Raw genomic sequence first — 16435 nt, forward strand, 5'->3', positions numbered from 1 at the left:
GAAGGACCCAGATGACCCGCTACCTGACCGTGAGCCTGGACAAGCGCGGGGTGCAGTGCACCGCGAAGCTGCTCGACGACGAGGCGCCGCGTACGGCCGGCGCCGTGTGGGACGCGCTGCCGCAGTCGGGGCAGGTGTACCACGGCAAATACGCGCGCAACGAGATCTACAACCTGGTGGCGCCGTTCGCCGAGACCGCCCCCGGGCCGGAGAACACCACGATCACGCCGATTCCCGGTGACCTGTGCTACTTCGACTTCACCGGTGGGCAGCTCAGCAACCCGGCGTACGGGTACGCCGACGGCGGGGCGGAGGACGACACCAGCGGGGTGATCGACCTCGCGGTGTTCTACGGGCGCAACAACCTGCTGATCAACGGCGACCAGGGCTGGGTGCCGGGCAACGTGTTCGGCACGATCGTCGAGGGCTTCGAGGAGTTCGCGCTCGCCTGCCAGGACATCTGGATGGGCGGCGCCCGCGGCGAGAGCCTCACCTTCGCGCGTAAGGAGTGACGCGCCCCTTACATTGACACCGACACGGGGTGAGGTTCTGGCGCCTTGCGCGGCGAACGTACGCTTTGCGTGGCGAATCTGCCATGCACAGTGCATGTTTACCATGTGAACATGGTAAACGGACCTCGCGGGCCCCCGATTTGGGATTCATCCACAGCCTGCCGTAAGATGACACGTCGGCCCAAGGTTGGCTCTTGTCATGATGCCCCGCGGCTGCCGCTCGATACCCCTCATGGTCCGTGCGGAGGGGTACGCGTGCGCCAACCGGCCGGATCAGTAGCGGACGAACAGATTGCGGAGGCTATGCCGAAGAAGGAAGGTGTCATCGAGATCGAGGGCTCGGTCATCGAGGCGCTCCCGAACGCCATGTTCCGGGTTGAGCTGAGCAACGGGCACAAGGTTCTCGCGCACATCAGCGGCAAGATGCGCCAGCACTACATCCGGATCCTCCCCGAGGATCGCGTGGTGGTGGAGCTCTCGCCATACGACCTCACGCGAGGTCGCATCGTCTACCGCTACAAGTAGCAGCCCGCATTCCGAATCAAGCCAACCCACGACCAAAGAGAGCTCGATGAAGGTTCAGCCGAGCGTCAAGAAGATCTGTGACAAGTGCAAGGTGATCCGGCGTCACGGCCGGGTCATGGTCATCTGCGAGAACCCCCGCCACAAGCAGCGTCAGGGCTGACCGCAGGCACGACAGCAGGCTTCGGCACCAACAACTGAAGAAGAGCGTGATCGCTCGCGTCGCCCCAGCAGCACCGGGTCGACGTGCCACCCCCGGAAGCGATGGCCGGGGCCCTCTCTACGAGGCCTCCTCACTTCGAGGACGCTGAAGAGACGCAGGGACGCGACACGTCGGACACCGTCGCCCAATGGAAGGAACACCGCCACATGGCACGCCTCCTCGGGGTCGATCTTCCGCGCGAGAAGCGCGTCGAGATCGGGCTCACGTACATCTTCGGCATCGGCCGAACGCGCGCCCAGCAGACGCTCGTCGCAACCGGCATCAGCCCGGCCATGCGCGTGCACGAGCTCGGCGACGACGAGCTGATGAAGCTCCGCGACTACATCGAAGAGAACTTCCAGATCGAGGGTGACCTGCGCCGCGAGGTCGCCGCAGACATCCGCCGCAAGGTCGAGATCGGAAGCTACCAGGGTCGCCGTCACCGCTCGGGTCTGCCCGTACGCGGCCAGCGCACCAAGACCAATGCGCGTACCCGCAAGGGCCCCAAGCGCACCGTTGCCGGCAAGAAGAAGGTAGGTAGGTAATGCCTCCGCGTCCGTCCGGCGCCAAGAAGGTGCGCCGTAAGGAAAAGAAGAACGTCGCCGTGGGCGAGGCCCACATCAAGAGCACGTTCAACAACACCATCGTCACGATCACCGACCCGTCCGGTGCGGTGATCTCGTGGGCCAGCGCCGGCACCGTCGGCTTCAAGGGCTCCCGCAAGTCCACTCCGTACGCCGCGCAGATGGCCGCCGAGGCGGCGGGTCGTCGTGCGATGGAGCACGGGATGAAGAAGATCGACGTCTTCGTGAAGGGCCCGGGTTCGGGCCGCGAGACGGCCATCCGGTCACTGGGTGCCGTCGGCCTCGAGGTCGGCACCATCCAGGACGTCACCCCCAGCCCGCACAACGGATGCCGGCCGCCCAAGCGGCGACGCGTCTGATCCGGCCAAGAAGAGGAGCACCGAACTCACATGGCCCGTTACACCGGACCCATCACCAAGAAGTCCCGTCGTTTTGGCGTTGACCTCGTCGGTGGCGATCAGGCGTTCGAGCGTCGCCCCTACCCGCCCGGCATGCATGGCCGCGGCCGGGTCAAGGAGAGCGAGTACCGCAACCAGCTGATCGAGAAGCAGAAGGCGCGCTTCACCTACGGCGTGCTCGAGAAGCAGTTCCGCAAGTACTACGAGGAGGCAAACCGTCGTCCGGGCAAGACCGGTGACAACCTGCTGCAGATCCTCGAGTGCCGGCTCGACAACGTCGTCTACCGCGCCGGGTTCGCCCGTACGCGGCGTCACGCCCGTCAGCTCGTCGTGCACGGACACTTCGTGGTCAATGGCCAGAAGGTCGACGTGCCGTCGTACCAGGTGACGGCCAAGGACATCGTCGACGTACGCACGAAGTCGCATGAGATGACACCGTTCATCATCGCGCGTGAGACGCACGGTGAGCGGCTTGTCCCCGGCTGGATGGACGCGCTGCCCGACAAGATGCGCATCCTCGTCCACCAGTTGCCCGTACGCGAGCAGATCGAGGTGCCCGTCCAGGAGCAGCTCATCGTGGAGTACTACTCCAAGATCTGATCGGTTCGCGCACCACTACAGATCAGTCAACACCGAACCGCGCGCGTCAAATAGTGGGCCGCGCGGAAAGGAACGCACCATGCTCATCGCCCAACGCCCCACCCTCGCAGAAGACGTCATCGACGACTACCGCTCCCGGTTCGTCATCGAGCCGCTCGAGCCCGGCTTCGGCTACACGCTCGGCAACTCGCTGCGCCGTACGCTGCTGTCGTCGATCCCCGGCGCCTCGATCACGTCGATCAAGATCGACGGTGTGCTGCACGAGTTCTCGACCGTCCCCGGCGTGACCGAGGACGTCACCGAGGTCATCCTCAACCTCAAAGACCTCGTCGTCTCCTCCGAGCACGACGAGCCGGTCGTGATGTACCTGCGCAAGCAGGGCCCCGGCGACGTCACCGCCGCCGACATCGCGCCCCCGGCCGGTGTCGAGGTGCACAACCCCGAGCTGAAGATCGCCTCGCTCAACGACAAGGGCAAGCTCGAGATGGAGCTCGTCGTCGAGCGCGGCCGCGGCTACATCTCCGCGGTCCAGAACAAGACCGGCGACGAAGAGATCGGCCGGATGCCGGTCGACTCCATCTACTCGCCGGTGCTGAAGGTGTCGTACAAGGTCGAGGCGACCCGAGTCGAGCAGCGCACCGACTTCGACAAGCTGATCGTCGACGTCGAGACGAAGCGATCGATGCGTCCGCGCGACGCGATCGCGTCGGCGGGCAAGACGCTCGTGGAGCTGTTCGGCCTCGCCCGCGAGCTCAACGTCGAGGCGGAGGGCATCGACATCGGCCCGTCGCCGGTCGACGAGCAGCTCGCCGCCGACCTCGCCCTGCCGGTCGAGGACCTTCAGCTGACCGTGCGCTCGTACAACTGCCTCAAGCGCGAGGGCATCCATACGGTCGGCGAGCTGATCTCGCGCAGCGAGCAGGACCTCCTCGACATCCGCAACTTCGGTTCGAAGTCGATCGACGAGGTCAAGGCGAAGCTGGTCGAGATGGGCCTCGCGCTCAAGGACAGCCCGGCCGGGTTCGACCCCGCCGCCGCGCTGTCGTCGTACGACGACGACGAGTCGTTCGCCGAGGACGAGCAGTACTAGGCCAACAGCCGTTCAGCAACTATATCCAAGGTTCCACAGGAGACAACGATGCCCACCCCCACCAAGGGACCGCGCCTCGGCGGTAGTCCGGCGCACCAGCGGTTGATGCTGGCCAACCTCGCGACGAGCCTGTTCGAGCACGGTCAGATCACCACCACCGAGGCCAAGGCGAGGCGGCTGCGTCCGTACGCGGAGAAGCTGATCAGCAAGGCCCGCGTCGACACGCTGCACAACCGGCGCCAGGTGCTCAAGGTCATCCGCGACAAGTCCGTCGTGCACGAGCTGTTCACCGAGATCGGCCCGGGCTACGCGTCGCGGCCGGGCGGCTACACCCGGATCACCAAGGTCGGCCCGCGTAAGGGCGACAATGCCCCGATGGCCGTGATCGAGCTGGTCGAGTCGGTCGACTTCTCCGGGCGCGCGCAGACGGTCGAGGCGCCGGCAGCGGCGGCTCCGGTCGAGGCCGCAGCCGACGCCGAGCCGGTCGCGGACGACGAGACCGCGACGGAGGTGCCGGTGGTCGAGGCCGCCGACAACGCACCCGATGCCGCCGACGACGCGACCACGGACGCCGAGGTCGACAGCGACGACACGGATTCAGCCGACGGAGACGCCGACAAGGCCTGATCCGCGAGAACCGCCGACAACGGCGCCCATCCCGAGCGGGGTGGGCGCCGTTGTCGTATCGATACCTCGACCCGTACAACCACGGACGCGTATCGTGCGTCGTTTCATCCAAAGCCAGGTCATCGGGGGCCGTGACACAACGGGGAGAAAGCACATGTCAGTCACGAGAATTGCGCTGGTCGGGATTGCCGCGATCGCATTAGCGGGCTCGGTCGCCGCACCCGCCGACGCGGACGTCGCCGTCGTCAAGGACAAGCGAGGCGATGTGTCGGGTCAGGTCGACATCCGCTCGGTGCGCGTCGACAACACCGGCAAGTGGATCGACATCCGCAGCCACCATCGCAACCTCACGTACGGCCCGCACGCGCCGGGGCTTGGCGCCAGTCTGTTCATCGACACCAACGGCAAGCGCAAGGGTCCGGAGTTCATCATCGGCGGCCCGGTCGGCTCCGACGGCGACTACCACCTGAGCAAGCTCCGTGGCTGGAACCACTTCGGCCGCTCGCTCGGCTGCAAAATGACGTACCGCGTCAACTACAAGCGCGACGTCGTCCGGTTCGCCGCGAAGAGACCGTGCCTTGCCCGAGCGTACGACCGTCCGGTCAACGCCATCCGGGTGTCGGTGCGGATCTCGCAGGAGAACCGGCACGGTCCGGGGACGCTCACCGATTGGGCACCGCGGTTCCACCGGTTCCATCCGCCGGTCGGACGCGCCTGACCGTGCCGTGGAGCGCCTCGGGGCGCCGCCCGAGCACGAAATCCTGCCAATGTGGCCATTCCCCTGAAACCCGCGCCGGGATGTGGCGTCGTAGAGGAGTGACCACATTGGGGGGTCGAACCATTGGAGGAACGACATGGTACGTAAACGCAGCGCGCTCGCCGTCATCGCGGCGATCGCACTGGCAGCATCCGTATCGGCGCCGGCAGGTGCCGACACGGGGGTGTTCAAGGATAAGAAGGGGGACATCAAGGGTGGCTTGGACATCCACTCGGTGCGCGTCGACAACGACGGGCCGCGAGTGGGCGTTCGGTCGACCCACCGAAACCTGAAGTACGGCCCGAAGGTGCGCGGCGGGAGCGCGGCGGCGTTCATCGACATCGCCGCGAAGCGCAAGGGCCCGGAGTTCATCATCGCGGGACCGGTCGGCTCCGACGGTGACTACCACATCAGCAAGGTGCGGCGCTGGAAGATGGTGGGCGACCCGCTCGCCTGCAAGGGGCTCCGCTTCCACGTCAACTACAAGCGGGACGTGGTGACCTTCTCGGCTCCGCGTCGGTGCCTGGATCGCGCGTACGACCACAAGGTCGGCAAGATCCGCGCCGCGGTGCGCGCATCGCAGAACCGTGCGCACGGCCAGCCGAAGAACGACTGGTGGCCGAAGCGCCGCCACCTCTCGCAGGCGGTTGCCGCCAACTGAGGTCGATTCTGTGGCGTTCGCACACCCGGGTGTGCGAACGCCACGGAACTCCCGGTGAACCTCGGGGTGCATCGGCGCATCCCACCGGTGAGGGGTCCGTTCCTGGCTGTACAGGGGAGGTCAGGAACGGACCGCTCTGTCATGTCAGGACGACCGCGCCTCCAGCACCCGGAAGCCCTTCGCGCTGGTGATCCGCTCGGTCGGATAGCCCCGCTCGATCAGCCACCGTTGGAGCGAGTCCGAGCCGAGGTTCTTGCCGACGACGAGTCGCGCGACGCCGCCGTCCGACAGCCGGGCGAGCCAGGTCAGCAGCAGTTCGTGCAGCGCCGGCTTGCCGATCCGGATCGGCGGGTTCGACCAGATCTCGTCGTACGTCGTGGCCGGCGCCTCATCAGGGGCGTACGCCAGCACCCGCTCGCGTACGCCGAGCCGGTCGGCGTTGCGGCGTACCAGGTCGAGGGCGCGCTCGTTCGTGTCAACCGCGTGCACGACCACGTCGGAGCATTCGCGGGCGATCGCGCACGCGACGGGTCCCCAGCCACACCCAAGGTCGAGCACCGTGCGCGCCGTACGCGGCGGATCGCAGGTGTCGAGGAGAACGGCGGTCGCCTTGTCGAGACCGTCGCGCGCGAACACGCCCCGTGCGGTGGTGAACGTGTATTCGCGACCCCAGATGTGCGCGTTGACGTCGCGTCGTACGTCGCCGGCCGCGGGCTGCGCGCTGAAATAGTGATCGCCCACGGCGCCAGCGTAGTGGCCATGACGTTTGGGTGGGGAAGCTCGGCGTGTCGCCTCGCAAACGTCATGCCCACGGGGCAGCGGGGTCAGGACGTGGGCTCGTCGCGGCGACGGCGGGTCTCGTACGTACGTGCGGCGAGGCGATCGTCCGCGGGGTAGACGACCTCCTCGAGGGTGAGCCCGTGCGCAGGCATCACCGTGACGTATGGGCTGCGGACCTGCGCGTCGAGGATCTCCGCGACCCACTCGGCGTCGCGTCGGCCCTCGCCGACCGAGACGAGACCGCCGACGAGCGAACGAACCATCGAGTGGCAGAAGGCATCGGCCTCGACCGTCACGTCGAGCTGCGCGCCGCGGCGTACGGTGTCGAGCCGCAACAACGTGCGCACGGTGGTGGCGCCGGCCCGCCGCTTGCAGAACGCGGCGAAGTCACGCTCGCCGAGCAGCAACCGTCCGGCCCGTTGCATCGCGTCGGCGTCGAGCGTACGCCGGCGGGCGACGACGTAGCGGCGCTCCAGCGGGTCGGGCCCGGACGGGTCGTCGCAGAGGCGGTACACGTAGCGCCGGTGGAGTGCGCCGAAGCGCGCGTCGAACCCCTCCGGAGCCGGTCGCGCGTCGCCTACCCGGATGTCGCTCGGCAGCACCCGAGCGAGGCGATGCAGCAGCCGCGCCGGCTCGATCTCGTACCGATCGGCGACGTCGACGTGGACGACCTGACCGCGAGCGTGGACGCCTGCGTCGGTACGCCCGGCGCAGACCGTCGTCGGTGGAGCGGGCAGTCGCAGAACCTTGCCCAGCGCGTCCTCGAGGGTCGCCTGCACCGTCCGAAGCCCGGGCTGGGTCGCCCAGCCGTGGAAGTCCGTGCCCTCGTACCCGAGGTCGATTCGCCAACGGCGCAACCGGTCCCGCTCGTCCGTTGCTCTCTCCTCGCCGCTGGGGTGTTTTTGGTCGCGCTCGTCGAGCCGCTCGTCCGTTGCTCTCTTCTCGCCGCTGGGGTGTTTTTGGTCGCGCTCGTCGAGCCGCTCGTCCCTCGCTCTCTCCTCGCCGCTCCGGTGCACGCCGACACCGTATCTGTTGGGTTACGGTGCTATCGGAGGTATCCGATGGCCACGGTACGTACGTCGGCGCGAGCCGCAGGGTTGGCCGCCGCGGTTGTCGCGCTCATCGCCTCGGCCTGCCAGGCCGACGAGGCACCCGACAGCGGCGCGACGCGCGCCGCAGCGCCGGGCTCCCACCCGACCCGCGTCATGCTGACGGTGGCGACGCATCCGCGTACGTCGCAGGCATTCTCCTGGCGTACGGGGAAGTCCACGAAACGCGGCGTGGTCCAGCTCCGCCGCGTCGGCCGCCCGAAGGTGCGCGTCGTCCGGGCGAACGGCAGCCGCACGGTCACCTTCCCCGACTGGCAGTACACCTCGCGCCACCACCGCACCGTCGTGCACGGCCTGCGACCCGACACGCGCTACCGCTACCGGGTCGGCAGACCAGGGGCATGGACCGGCTGGCGTACGTTCCGCACGGCGCACGGGCCGCACCAACCCTGGATGTTCGCGTACTTCGGCGACTCGCAGAAGAACGTCGGCGGCGCGTGGAACCGCGCGGCCGACCGCGCACTCCGGCATCGCCCCGGCGTCGACCTGATGCTGCACGCCGGCGACCTCGTCGACGAGCCGACCGACGACCGACAGTGGACCGACTGGTTCCGCGCACTCGCGCCGTACCGGCGTACGACGAGCTCGCTACCGGCCGTCGGCAACCACGAGCTGCGCGACGACCCGCAGCTGCGGCAGTTCCGCGCACTGTTCCGACTGCCCCGCAACGGACCGCGCCGGACCGCGTACAGCGTCGACTACCAGGGCGTGCGGTTCATCGTGCTCGACGCCAACAACACCTCCGACGGCGCACAGCGCCGGTACCTCGCGCGCAAGCTCCGCAAGGCGGGTCACCGCTGGACCGTCGTGCTGTTCCACAAGCCGATCTTCGCCGGCGCCGTCGGCCGAGACAGCAACCCCCAGCGCAAGGCCTGGCTGAGGACGCTCGAGCGGCGCGGCGCCGATCTGGTCCTGCAGGGGCACGATCACGTGTACGCGCGCGGCTATCTCCGTCGTGGTGCCCCGCACGAGGCCGGCGAGCGCAAGCGACCGATGTACGCCGACTCGGTATCGGGAGGAAAGTACTATCCGCTCGACCGTGGTCGTAACGACTGGACCCGACACGGAGCCAAGCGGGTCGAAGCCGAGCAGGACGTCTCGACGTACCAGCTGATCCGGATCACCCGCGGTGCGCTCACGTACCGCTCGGTCGTCGTCGCGACGGGCGACGGCACCGACGAGCACGTCGGCGACGTCATCGACCGATTCCGGCTGAAGCGGTAGACACGACCTAGCACCAGCGGTAGCGATAGGCGGGATTGCCCCGTGGCACCACGTCACGGTCGCGCAGTAGTACGGATATCCGGCCGCCACGCTTGCGGCAGGCACGCTTGAACGCGCGGCGGCCGTTGTCGGTGTACTCGATCTCGATGACCCGGCGCCCGTACGTACGCGTGTACCGGCCGCACTCGCGATAGACCTCGCACTCCTCCGCCACGGCGAAGTCGAAGCCGACCCTGCGCGACTGCCGGCGGCTCAGCTGCGGCGTGTTCTTCTGCGCGATCGCCAACCCGTTGTGGTGGGCGAGCCGAGTCAGCCGGCGGGCGAGCGCGACGTTGTCGCGGCGGGTCAGGAGCCGCCGCGAGCGTGTCCACGAGTCGAGGTTGTCGGGTTCGACGGCATCGAAGCCGGTACGTGCGCAGCCGGCGTACCAACGCTTCTGCGCGCGTGCGATCGCGCGCCGCTTCGACGTGGCCGAGGTGTCGAGCAGGACCTCGCCCGGCCAGCCGGGATCGTGCACCAACTGACCGCGCCGGTTGCGCAAGAGCAGGCGCGGATGGTGGCGTTTCCACCAGCGCAGCGATCCGGGCTGCGTCTGGAACGAGTTGACGTAGCAGATGTTGTAGCGGCCCTTGGCCGGGAGGGCCGAACGGTCGCGGGTGACGATGTCGACGCCCTTCGCGGGTCGGTACGCGCCGCCGAGCTGGTAGTCGGCCCGCCCGTTGACCGGCGGCTTGTGTACGCCGGCGGTCGCGGGCGACACGAGCGAGAACGCGAGCAGGGCGGCCAACGGCGGGACGACGGATCTCAGCAACGTGCGCACCTCGCCATCCTGCCAGGCGAGCCGAACCTGATGCTCGCGTCGCCCCTACAGGGCCGTGAGGGAGTGCACTCTCATCGAGCGGCGGAGCTTGCTCGCCGATCGCTTGGTCGCCTTCCAGGTACGCTGCGGCGAGCGGACCGCGAAAACGACTCGCGAGTCTCCGTGGACGCGGACGTGCTGCCGCTTGCCGTGCTTGCGATACGTGTATTCCAGCACGGTCCGCTTACCCTTGCTGGACGGCACCTTGCTGCCTTTGCCGAGGCGGATCAACGTGAACCCCGGCTTGCTCCGTGCCTTGAAGTACCGCTTGGTCATCTTGGCCCTGGTGCCGGGGCGGTACGTCGCGGACAGCGTCAGCCTGGCGCCCGGGGCCGCGCGTTTGAAGACGCAGACCTTCTTGCCTTCGTGGCTCCTGCGAAAGCCACGCATCTTCTTGATCGCGACCCGCATCGTCGTCGAGCCGATATCTATCACCGGTGGGCCGTCGGGATCGACGGGCTCCTCGGGTGGGTTCGCCTGGTGCGAGCACCGGACGTGCTTCGGCACGGGAAGGTTCGAGTCGGCGGCGCTTGCACTCGCCGCGCCCGCGTACGCGGTGCTCCCGGCGACCAGGCAGGTCGCGGCGACGGCTACGGGCAGCTGGGTACGACGCATGATCGGTCTCCTGATCGGGGACGGCTCGCGACGAGCATAGGGTCGGGTGGGGTCACGAACGCGCGGCGTGGGTATCCGCCGGAATTCGGTCGCCTCGCGGCCGGCCATGCCGGACACTGGTCTCTCGTGGGACATATCGATCTGGCCGGCATCCGCTACGAGCTGCCCGATGGTCGGGTGCTGCTCGACGACGTGTCGCTTCGGGTCGGCGACGGCGCCAAGATCGCGTTGGTCGGGGCCAACGGCGCGGGCAAGACGACGCTGCTCCGGATCGTCACCGCCGAGCTCGCGCCGCACGCCGGTGCCGTGACGCGTACCGGCGGACTCGGCGTGATGCGACAGCTGGTCGGCGAGGGGAGCGAGACTGTACGTGATCTGCTGCTCTCGGTCGCGCCTCCGCGCGTACGTGCGGCGACCGCAGCCGTCGACGCGGTCGAGCTGGAGCTGATGGAGCGAGACGACGAGGCGACGCAGCTGCGGTACGCCACCGCCCTAGCGGAGTTCGCCGACGCGGGCGGGTACGACATCGAGGTGCTGTGGGACACCTGCTGCACGGCGGCACTCGGCGTTCCGTACGACCGCGCGAAGTGGCGCTCGCTCACGACGCTGTCGGGCGGCGAGCAGAAGCGGCTCGTGCTCGAGGCGCTGCTGCGCGGACCCGACGAGGTGCTGCTGCTCGACGAGCCGGACAACTTCCTCGACGTACCCGGCAAGCGCTGGCTCGAAGAGCGCATCAACGCATCCGCCAAGACGGTGCTGTACGTGAGCCACGACCGCGAGCTGTTGAGCAACACCGCGACCCGGGTGGCGACGATCGAGCTCGGCGCCGCGGGCAACACGCTGTGGGTGCATCCCGGGGGCTTCGGCACGTATCACGATGCGCGCGCGGCCCGGTTCGAGCGGCTCGAGGAGCTGCGGCGACGCTGGGACGAGGAGCATACGAAGCTCCGTGAGCTGGTGGTGATGTACAAGCAGAAGGCGGCGTACAACTCCGATATGGCCGCGCGCTATCAGGCCGCTCAGACCCGGTTGCGCAAGTTCGAGGAGGCCGGGCCCCCCGAAGCGATCCCGCGTGAGCAGAAGGTCTCGATGCGGCTGACCGGTGGGCGTACGGGCAAGCGCGCCGTGATCTGCGAGGGACTTGAACTCACCGGGCTGATGAAGCCGTTCGACCTCGAGGTCTGGTACGGCGAGCGGGTCGCCGTGCTCGGGTCGAACGGCTCCGGCAAGTCGCACTTCCTGCGGCTCCTCGCAGCCGGTGGCTCCGACCCCGACGTCGAGCATCGCCCGGTCGGCGAGGTGGCGATCGAGCCGGTACGCCACCAGGGACGCGCACGGCTCGGCGCGCGCGTACGACCGGGGTGGTTCGTGCAGACGCACGCCCATCCCGAGCTGTTGGGACGGACGCTGCTCGAGGTCCTGCATCGCGGTGATGCCCGTCGCGACGGCATGGGGCGCGAGCTCGCATCGCGCAAGCTCGACCGTTACGAGCTGGCGGGAGCCGCCGAGCAGCGCTTCGAGGCGCTGTCGGGCGGGCAGCAGGCGCGGTTCCAGATCCTGCTGCTGGAGCTGTCGGGCGCGACGCTGCTGCTGCTCGACGAGCCGACCGACAACCTCGATGTCCAGTCGGCCGAGGCGCTCGAGGAGGGCCTCGACCAGTTCGACGGCACGGTGCTGGCGGTGACCCACGACCGCTGGTTCGCGCGCGGGTTCGACCGCTACCTGGTGTTCGGTGCCGACGGCTCGGTGTACGAGAGCGACGAACCGGTATGGGACGAGGCTCGGGTCGAGCGCGCCCGCCCCTGAGCATGACGTTTCGGACGGCCCACATCGTTTTGGGACAACCGAAACGTCATGCTCACCGGGGCGATCAGGCCGCGCCGATCAGGTCGTCGGGCGCCAGCACCCGCACGGCCTCGTCGTTCGCGAGGTGGAGCGGATGCGCTCGTACGTCGTGTGCGCGGGCTGTTGCCGCGATGCCCGCGCCCCAGGCCCGGTCGGCGTCGGTCAGCACGTCATGCCCAGGCCGCGACAGCAGCATCGCGACGGCGGCCCCGGCGCCGAGGATGTCCAGCTCGCGGCCGCAGACCTCGATCAGCGAGTCGAGGTTCGGTGCCGTCGGGTAGGTCGGCAGCTCGGCGACCTGCACGATGTGCGGCACCATCGCGCCGTCGGGCTCGAGGAAGGTCACCCACAGCGTGCGGTCGGAGAACCCGAGCTCGCCCATCAAGGTGCGCCAGCGTGCGTGCAGGTCACGAGGGGTGCGGATCGGAGGTAGCTGGTCGGGCCGGGGGTGGTGGTTGTCGTTCATGCCGTCAGCGTGCCGCGCGGTACGTCGATGGTGTCGGTCGTCCACAGTCGGCCCTCGATCGCCTGTGGATGCTCAGTCGTCATCGACCGACGAAGACGTGCGTACGCCCGCTTCGGCGGCGGGCTCGTGCCGGTAGGCGTAGGCGTCCAGGGCGAGCCGGCGCAGCTCGCGGGTGTCGGCGGCCAGCGCCGAGCCGTCGAGCGAGGTTGCCACGAGTCGCATCGGGATCCGCCAGGTGCCGCCGTCGTCGGACCCTACGTACTCGCCGATCGGCTGCAGCGAGCCACCGACACGTTCGTAGATGCCGATCCTCCGCAACTGCACCTCTCGGTCGCCCGGCTCGGTGGGTGGCTCGTCGGGTTGCGCGACGTCCCAAACGAGTCGGCAGAAGCCACGGTCGGTGGCGTAGCCGGTCACGTACCGCCACAGCACCTCACCCAGCTCGTGACCGCGTTGTGAGCCGTCGATGAGGAGCTGCCGCACGACGACGGTGCTGGTATCGGCAACTGCGCGGATCAGTGCGAGGCCGACGGGGACATCGTCGTGCAACAGCGCGAGCGCGTCGTCGGCATTCTCGCCGTCCGCCAACAGCCTGCTCCACGCGGTGCGTTGGTCGGCGGGACAGCCGGCTTCGTAGATCGCCCGCAGCACTCGAGTCTGGTCGCCGTCCAACGAACTCGCCGGCACCAGCTCGTACGTCATGCAGCCTCCTCGAGGTCGTACACGCGCCCCCGTGGTTCTCGCAGCGTACGCCGCACACACGCTGTGACCGCGGGTAGGCTCCTGCGCGGCGACTCGTGGTCCGTGCCTGCGTCAGGGTGACTCCAGCGCCGCGGACAGCCGGCCGAGCAGGTCGGCGAGCCGGGCACACTGCGCGTCGCTCAGACCGGCGAGCAGTTCGCGCTCTCGGTCGAGGTGGTCGGCAATGAGGTCGTCGACGAGCTGGACGCCACGCGGAGTGAGGGTGACGAGTCGGCCACGAGCATCGCCCGCCGCAACCGCGCGCTCGACGAGCGCCCGCCGCTCGAGCCGGTCGATCCGCTTGGTCACGGCTCCGGTCGTCACCAGCATCGCGCGGCTCAGCTCGCCGGGCGTCAACGTGTACGGGGAGCCCGCACGGCGCAGTGCCGCCAGCACGTCGAAGTCGCCGTTGCCGAGCTGCGCTGCGGCGAAGGGCGGCCGGAGGAGGCCGTCGATCGTCTCCGCAAGACGGCCGATCCGCCCGATCACCAGCATCGGATCGGGGTCGAGATCGGGGCGTTCGGCGCGCCACTGGTCCACGATCCTCGCAACCGCGTCGTCGTCCACCCCTTGACTATACCTTCCAGGGAAACTAAATTATCTTCCATGGAAGATACGACTGTGGTGACGATGTACTTCGACCCGTCCTGCCCGTTCGCGTGGATCACCTCACGCTGGTTGCTCGAGGTCGAACGGCAGCGGTCGATCGAGCTGGAGCTGCGGATCATGAGCCTGTCGGTGCTCAACGAGCATCGGGAGCTGGAGGCGTGGTACCGCGAGTTCAACGACCGTGCGTGGGGTCCGGCGCGGGTGTTCGCCGCCGTCTCCGAGCGGCACGACGCGGGCGTGAGTCGTGAGCTGTACACCGCGTTCGGTCGCCGGTGGCACGTCGAGCGCAGCCGCGATGTCGACGCTGCGCTGGCCGCGGCGCTCGCCGAGACGGACCTGCCGGGCGAGCTCGCCGCGGCGGCGCACGACTCGTCGCTCGACGCGGTGGTGCGCAAGCGCCACGCCGAGGGGCAGGACGCGGTCGGCGAGGAGGCCGGAACACCGGTCGTCGTGCTCGACGGGCACGCATTCTTCGGTCCCGTGCTCACGGGCATCCCGCGTGGCGACGACGCGCTCGCGATGTTCGACGGTCTGCGTACGCTCATCGCCTCGCCGCACTTCAGCGAGCTCAAGCGGCACCGAGACGACAATGCGCTCGCCGTCGCCTGAGTCGACCTCTACCGCCGTCGTGGCGATGACCAGGTCGCAGCTCGCGAGCGCCGTCGGCGACGGCAGCTTCTACGTCGCGTCGGCCCTGTTCTTCGCACACGTCGTCGGGCTGTCCGCTGCCCAACTTGGCGCCGCGCTCACCGTCTCGTGGACCATCGGATTCCTGCTGACGACACCGATCGGGCAGCTCGGCGATCGGGTCGGTCTCCGCGGCAGCGCGGTCGTATTGTCGCTGCTCACCGGTCTCGCGCTGCTGTTGTTCGTGCTCGCGCCGTCGACGGTCGTACTGGTCGTGGCGATGTCGTTGTACGCGGTGGCGCAGAGCGCGGCGTCGGCGATACGCCAGGCCCTGCTGGTGCGGCTCGTGTCGCCGGCCGAGCGCGTCGTCGTACGTGCGCGCCTGCAGTCGATCGTCAACGGAGGCATCGCGTTCGGTGCCGGCCTCGGCGGCCTCGCGCTCTACGTCGGAGCGACGTGGGCGTACGTGGGTGTCATCGCGATCGATGCTGTTGCGTTCGGGTGCAGCGCGTTGCTCCTGCTGCGCCTGCCGAGCGTGGCGCCCGCGCGTGCGAACGCGACGACGCGTGGTGCCGTGCTCCGCGACCGTCCGTACGTCGTCGCGGCCGGTCTCAACGCGGTGCTCTATCTGTACATGCCGATGCTGAGCGTTGCGCTTCCCCTGTACATCGCGCACAGTACGGGTGCTCCGGGCTGGATGGTTGCGGTGCTGTTCGTGGCCAACACGCTCGGCGTACTCGCCCTGCAGGTGCCCGCCGCTCGCCGCGTGTCCGACCTTGCCGGAGCCGTCGCGAGCGTACGTCGGGCCGGACTGTTGCTGCTCGCGGCCTGCCTCGCGTTCTGGGCGGCCGCTGCGCCGTCGTCGGCCGTGCTCGCCGGACTCGTGCTCCTGCTCGGTATCGCGTTGCAGGTCGTCGGTGAGGTATTCCTCGCGGCCGGTTCCTGGGAGATCGGGTTCGGACTCGCCGACCCCGATCGGCCCGGCCAGTGGCAGGGGCTCTACGGCTGCGGGGTGCCGGTCGCGCGTGCGCTCGGGCCGCTGGCGCTCGCGGCCCTCGTACTCGGTTGGTCGGGGCCAGGGTGGCTGGTGCTCGGCGCGGTCTTCGTCGTGGTCTCGCTCGCGCTGTCCCCGGTCGTCGCGTGGGGCCAGCGACGCTTGGCCGCCGACGCAGACGACCACCCGGTCTCGGTCACTGGTGGGCGAGTACGTTGACCACGCGACCGTTCGGGTCGCGGACGAAGAAGCGGCGAACGCCCCACTCCTCGTCCTGTAAGGGATGCACGATCTCCGCACCGCTCTCGAGGACGGCCGTGTAGGCGGCGTCCACGTCGTCGACCTCGACGCTCATATCGGGTACGACGGGCCCGCTCTCGTCGTGGGTCATGAACGTGACCTGCGCCGTCGGATTGGACGGGGACGCGAGCGTCATGACCCAGCCGAGGTTCATGACCTCCTCGAATCCCAACAGGCCGTAGAACTCCCGGCTCTCGGTCATTGCATCCGAACGGATATCGGGCATCACGCGGCGGACGGACATCGGAGGCCTCCTGCTGCTGTCGGCGATCACGTCGGAACGCTATCGCCGGGCTGGGGCGCGCGCTTGTAC

22 protein-coding genes are annotated in these 16435 nt (G+C 68.7%); 14 read left to right on the forward strand and 8 right to left on the reverse strand.

The genetic code is table 11. From position 1 onward, the window contains the following. The first annotated feature begins 11 nt into the window (after window positions 1-11). The 10 genes from L0C25_RS14755 to L0C25_RS14800 all read left to right on the forward strand — a co-directional run bounded on the left by L0C25_RS14755 (window position 12) and on the right by L0C25_RS14800 (window position 5953). On the forward strand, window positions 12-512 hold the full coding sequence (locus tag L0C25_RS14755; protein ID WP_271632435.1) for a DUF3830 family protein: 501 nt from the start codon (window positions 12-14) through the stop codon (window positions 510-512). A gap of 303 nt (window positions 513-815) precedes the next feature. Then, window positions 816-1037, forward strand: a complete 222-nt coding sequence (infA, locus tag L0C25_RS14760; RefSeq protein WP_271632436.1) for a translation initiation factor IF-1 — start codon at window positions 816-818, stop codon at window positions 1035-1037. 46 nt (window positions 1038-1083) lie between these two features. After that, window positions 1084-1197, forward strand: coding sequence for a 50S ribosomal protein L36 (gene rpmJ / locus L0C25_RS14765; protein ID WP_020575560.1), 114 nt, complete (start codon window positions 1084-1086; stop codon window positions 1195-1197). A 206-nt stretch (window positions 1198-1403) separates the two neighbouring features. Then, window positions 1404-1781 (forward strand): 30S ribosomal protein S13, encoded by a 378-nt coding sequence (rpsM, locus tag L0C25_RS14770; protein ID WP_271632437.1) that lies wholly within the window; start codon window positions 1404-1406, stop codon window positions 1779-1781. Beyond that, window positions 1781-2179, forward strand: a complete 399-nt coding sequence (gene rpsK, locus L0C25_RS14775; protein WP_271632438.1) for a 30S ribosomal protein S11 — start codon at window positions 1781-1783, stop codon at window positions 2177-2179. The genes rpsM and rpsK overlap by 1 nt, the downstream gene beginning before the upstream one ends. Before the next feature lie 30 nt (window positions 2180-2209). After that, a complete protein-coding gene (rpsD, locus tag L0C25_RS14780; protein ID WP_271632439.1) occupies window positions 2210-2818 on the forward strand; it encodes a 30S ribosomal protein S4 in 609 nt (202 codons plus the stop codon). 79 nt (window positions 2819-2897) lie between these two features. After that, entirely contained in the window at window positions 2898-3908 is a 1011-nt protein-coding gene (locus tag L0C25_RS14785) for a DNA-directed RNA polymerase subunit alpha (protein ID WP_271632440.1), read from the forward strand. Between the two features lie 48 nt (window positions 3909-3956). Further along, window positions 3957-4535 (forward strand): 50S ribosomal protein L17, encoded by a 579-nt coding sequence (gene rplQ, locus L0C25_RS14790; RefSeq protein ID WP_271632441.1) that lies wholly within the window; start codon window positions 3957-3959, stop codon window positions 4533-4535. Window positions 4536-4689: 154 nt separating this feature from the next. Then, window positions 4690-5253: a hypothetical protein gene (locus L0C25_RS14795; protein ID WP_271632442.1), complete on the forward strand. Its 564-nt coding sequence runs from the start codon at window positions 4690-4692 to the stop codon at window positions 5251-5253. Window positions 5254-5389: 136 nt separating this feature from the next. Further along, window positions 5390-5953, forward strand: a complete 564-nt coding sequence (locus tag L0C25_RS14800; RefSeq protein WP_271632443.1) for a hypothetical protein — start codon at window positions 5390-5392, stop codon at window positions 5951-5953. 144 nt (window positions 5954-6097) lie between these two features. On the opposite strand, the gene L0C25_RS14805 is transcribed toward L0C25_RS14800, so the two are convergent. Both L0C25_RS14805 and truA read right to left on the reverse strand, forming a co-directional pair. Further along, entirely contained in the window at window positions 6098-6694 is a 597-nt protein-coding gene (locus L0C25_RS14805) for a class I SAM-dependent methyltransferase (RefSeq protein ID WP_271632444.1), read from the reverse strand. 83 nt (window positions 6695-6777) lie between these two features. Then, complete coding sequence (truA, locus tag L0C25_RS14810; RefSeq protein ID WP_271636837.1) at window positions 6778-7590, reverse strand: tRNA pseudouridine(38-40) synthase TruA; 813 nt, start codon at window positions 7588-7590, stop codon at window positions 6778-6780. 204 nt (window positions 7591-7794) lie between these two features. Here truA and L0C25_RS14815 point away from each other — a divergent pair, with 204 nt between their 5' ends. Continuing rightward, the gene (locus L0C25_RS14815) at window positions 7795-9066 is read left to right on the forward strand and encodes a purple acid phosphatase family protein (protein ID WP_271632445.1); all 1272 of its coding nucleotides are present in this window, start codon (window positions 7795-7797) and stop codon (window positions 9064-9066) included. 7 nt (window positions 9067-9073) lie between these two features. On the opposite strand, the gene L0C25_RS14820 is transcribed toward L0C25_RS14815, so the two are convergent. Together L0C25_RS14820 and L0C25_RS14825 are read right to left on the reverse strand one after the other, a co-directional pair. Further along, window positions 9074-9877, reverse strand: a complete 804-nt coding sequence (locus L0C25_RS14820; protein ID WP_271632446.1) for an endo alpha-1,4 polygalactosaminidase — start codon at window positions 9875-9877, stop codon at window positions 9074-9076. Window positions 9878-9931: 54 nt separating this feature from the next. Beyond that, window positions 9932-10540 carry a hypothetical protein gene (locus L0C25_RS14825; protein ID WP_271632447.1) on the reverse strand — a complete coding sequence of 203 codons (609 nt, stop codon included), beginning with the start codon at window positions 10538-10540 and terminating at the stop codon, window positions 9932-9934. 126 nt (window positions 10541-10666) lie between these two features. On the opposite strand from L0C25_RS14825, the gene L0C25_RS14830 reads away from it, so the two are divergent. Further along, window positions 10667-12346, forward strand: a complete 1680-nt coding sequence (locus L0C25_RS14830) for an ABC-F family ATP-binding cassette domain-containing protein (protein WP_271632448.1) — start codon at window positions 10667-10669, stop codon at window positions 12344-12346. A gap of 64 nt (window positions 12347-12410) precedes the next feature. Here L0C25_RS14830 and L0C25_RS14835 read toward each other — a convergent pair whose 3' ends face one another. From L0C25_RS14835 to L0C25_RS14845, 3 genes are all read right to left on the reverse strand, one after another. Then, window positions 12411-12851: a hypothetical protein gene (locus tag L0C25_RS14835; protein ID WP_271632449.1), complete on the reverse strand. Its 441-nt coding sequence runs from the start codon at window positions 12849-12851 to the stop codon at window positions 12411-12413. A gap of 72 nt (window positions 12852-12923) precedes the next feature. Then, a complete protein-coding gene (locus L0C25_RS14840; RefSeq protein ID WP_271632450.1) occupies window positions 12924-13553 on the reverse strand; it encodes a GNAT family N-acetyltransferase in 630 nt (209 codons plus the stop codon). Between the two features lie 111 nt (window positions 13554-13664). Then, a complete protein-coding gene (locus L0C25_RS14845) occupies window positions 13665-14159 on the reverse strand; it encodes a MarR family winged helix-turn-helix transcriptional regulator (RefSeq protein ID WP_271632451.1) in 495 nt (164 codons plus the stop codon). A gap of 39 nt (window positions 14160-14198) precedes the next feature. Here L0C25_RS14845 and L0C25_RS14850 point away from each other — a divergent pair, with 39 nt between their 5' ends. Then, window positions 14199-14810 carry a mycothiol-dependent nitroreductase Rv2466c family protein gene (locus L0C25_RS14850; protein ID WP_271632452.1) on the forward strand — a complete coding sequence of 204 codons (612 nt, stop codon included), beginning with the start codon at window positions 14199-14201 and terminating at the stop codon, window positions 14808-14810. Between the two features lie 25 nt (window positions 14811-14835). Continuing rightward, the gene (locus L0C25_RS14855; RefSeq protein ID WP_271632453.1) at window positions 14836-16041 is read left to right on the forward strand and encodes an MFS transporter; all 1206 of its coding nucleotides are present in this window, start codon (window positions 14836-14838) and stop codon (window positions 16039-16041) included. Here L0C25_RS14855 and L0C25_RS14860 read toward each other — a convergent pair. Then, a complete protein-coding gene (locus L0C25_RS14860) occupies window positions 16019-16366 on the reverse strand; it encodes a VOC family protein (protein WP_271632454.1) in 348 nt (115 codons plus the stop codon). The two genes, L0C25_RS14855 and L0C25_RS14860, sit on opposite strands and share 23 nt — an antisense overlap. Between the last annotated feature and the right edge of the window lie 69 nt (window positions 16367-16435).

The organism is Solicola gregarius (genome assembly GCF_025790165.1).
Classification (GTDB): Bacteria; Actinomycetota; Actinomycetes; order Propionibacteriales; family Nocardioidaceae; genus Solicola; species Solicola gregarius.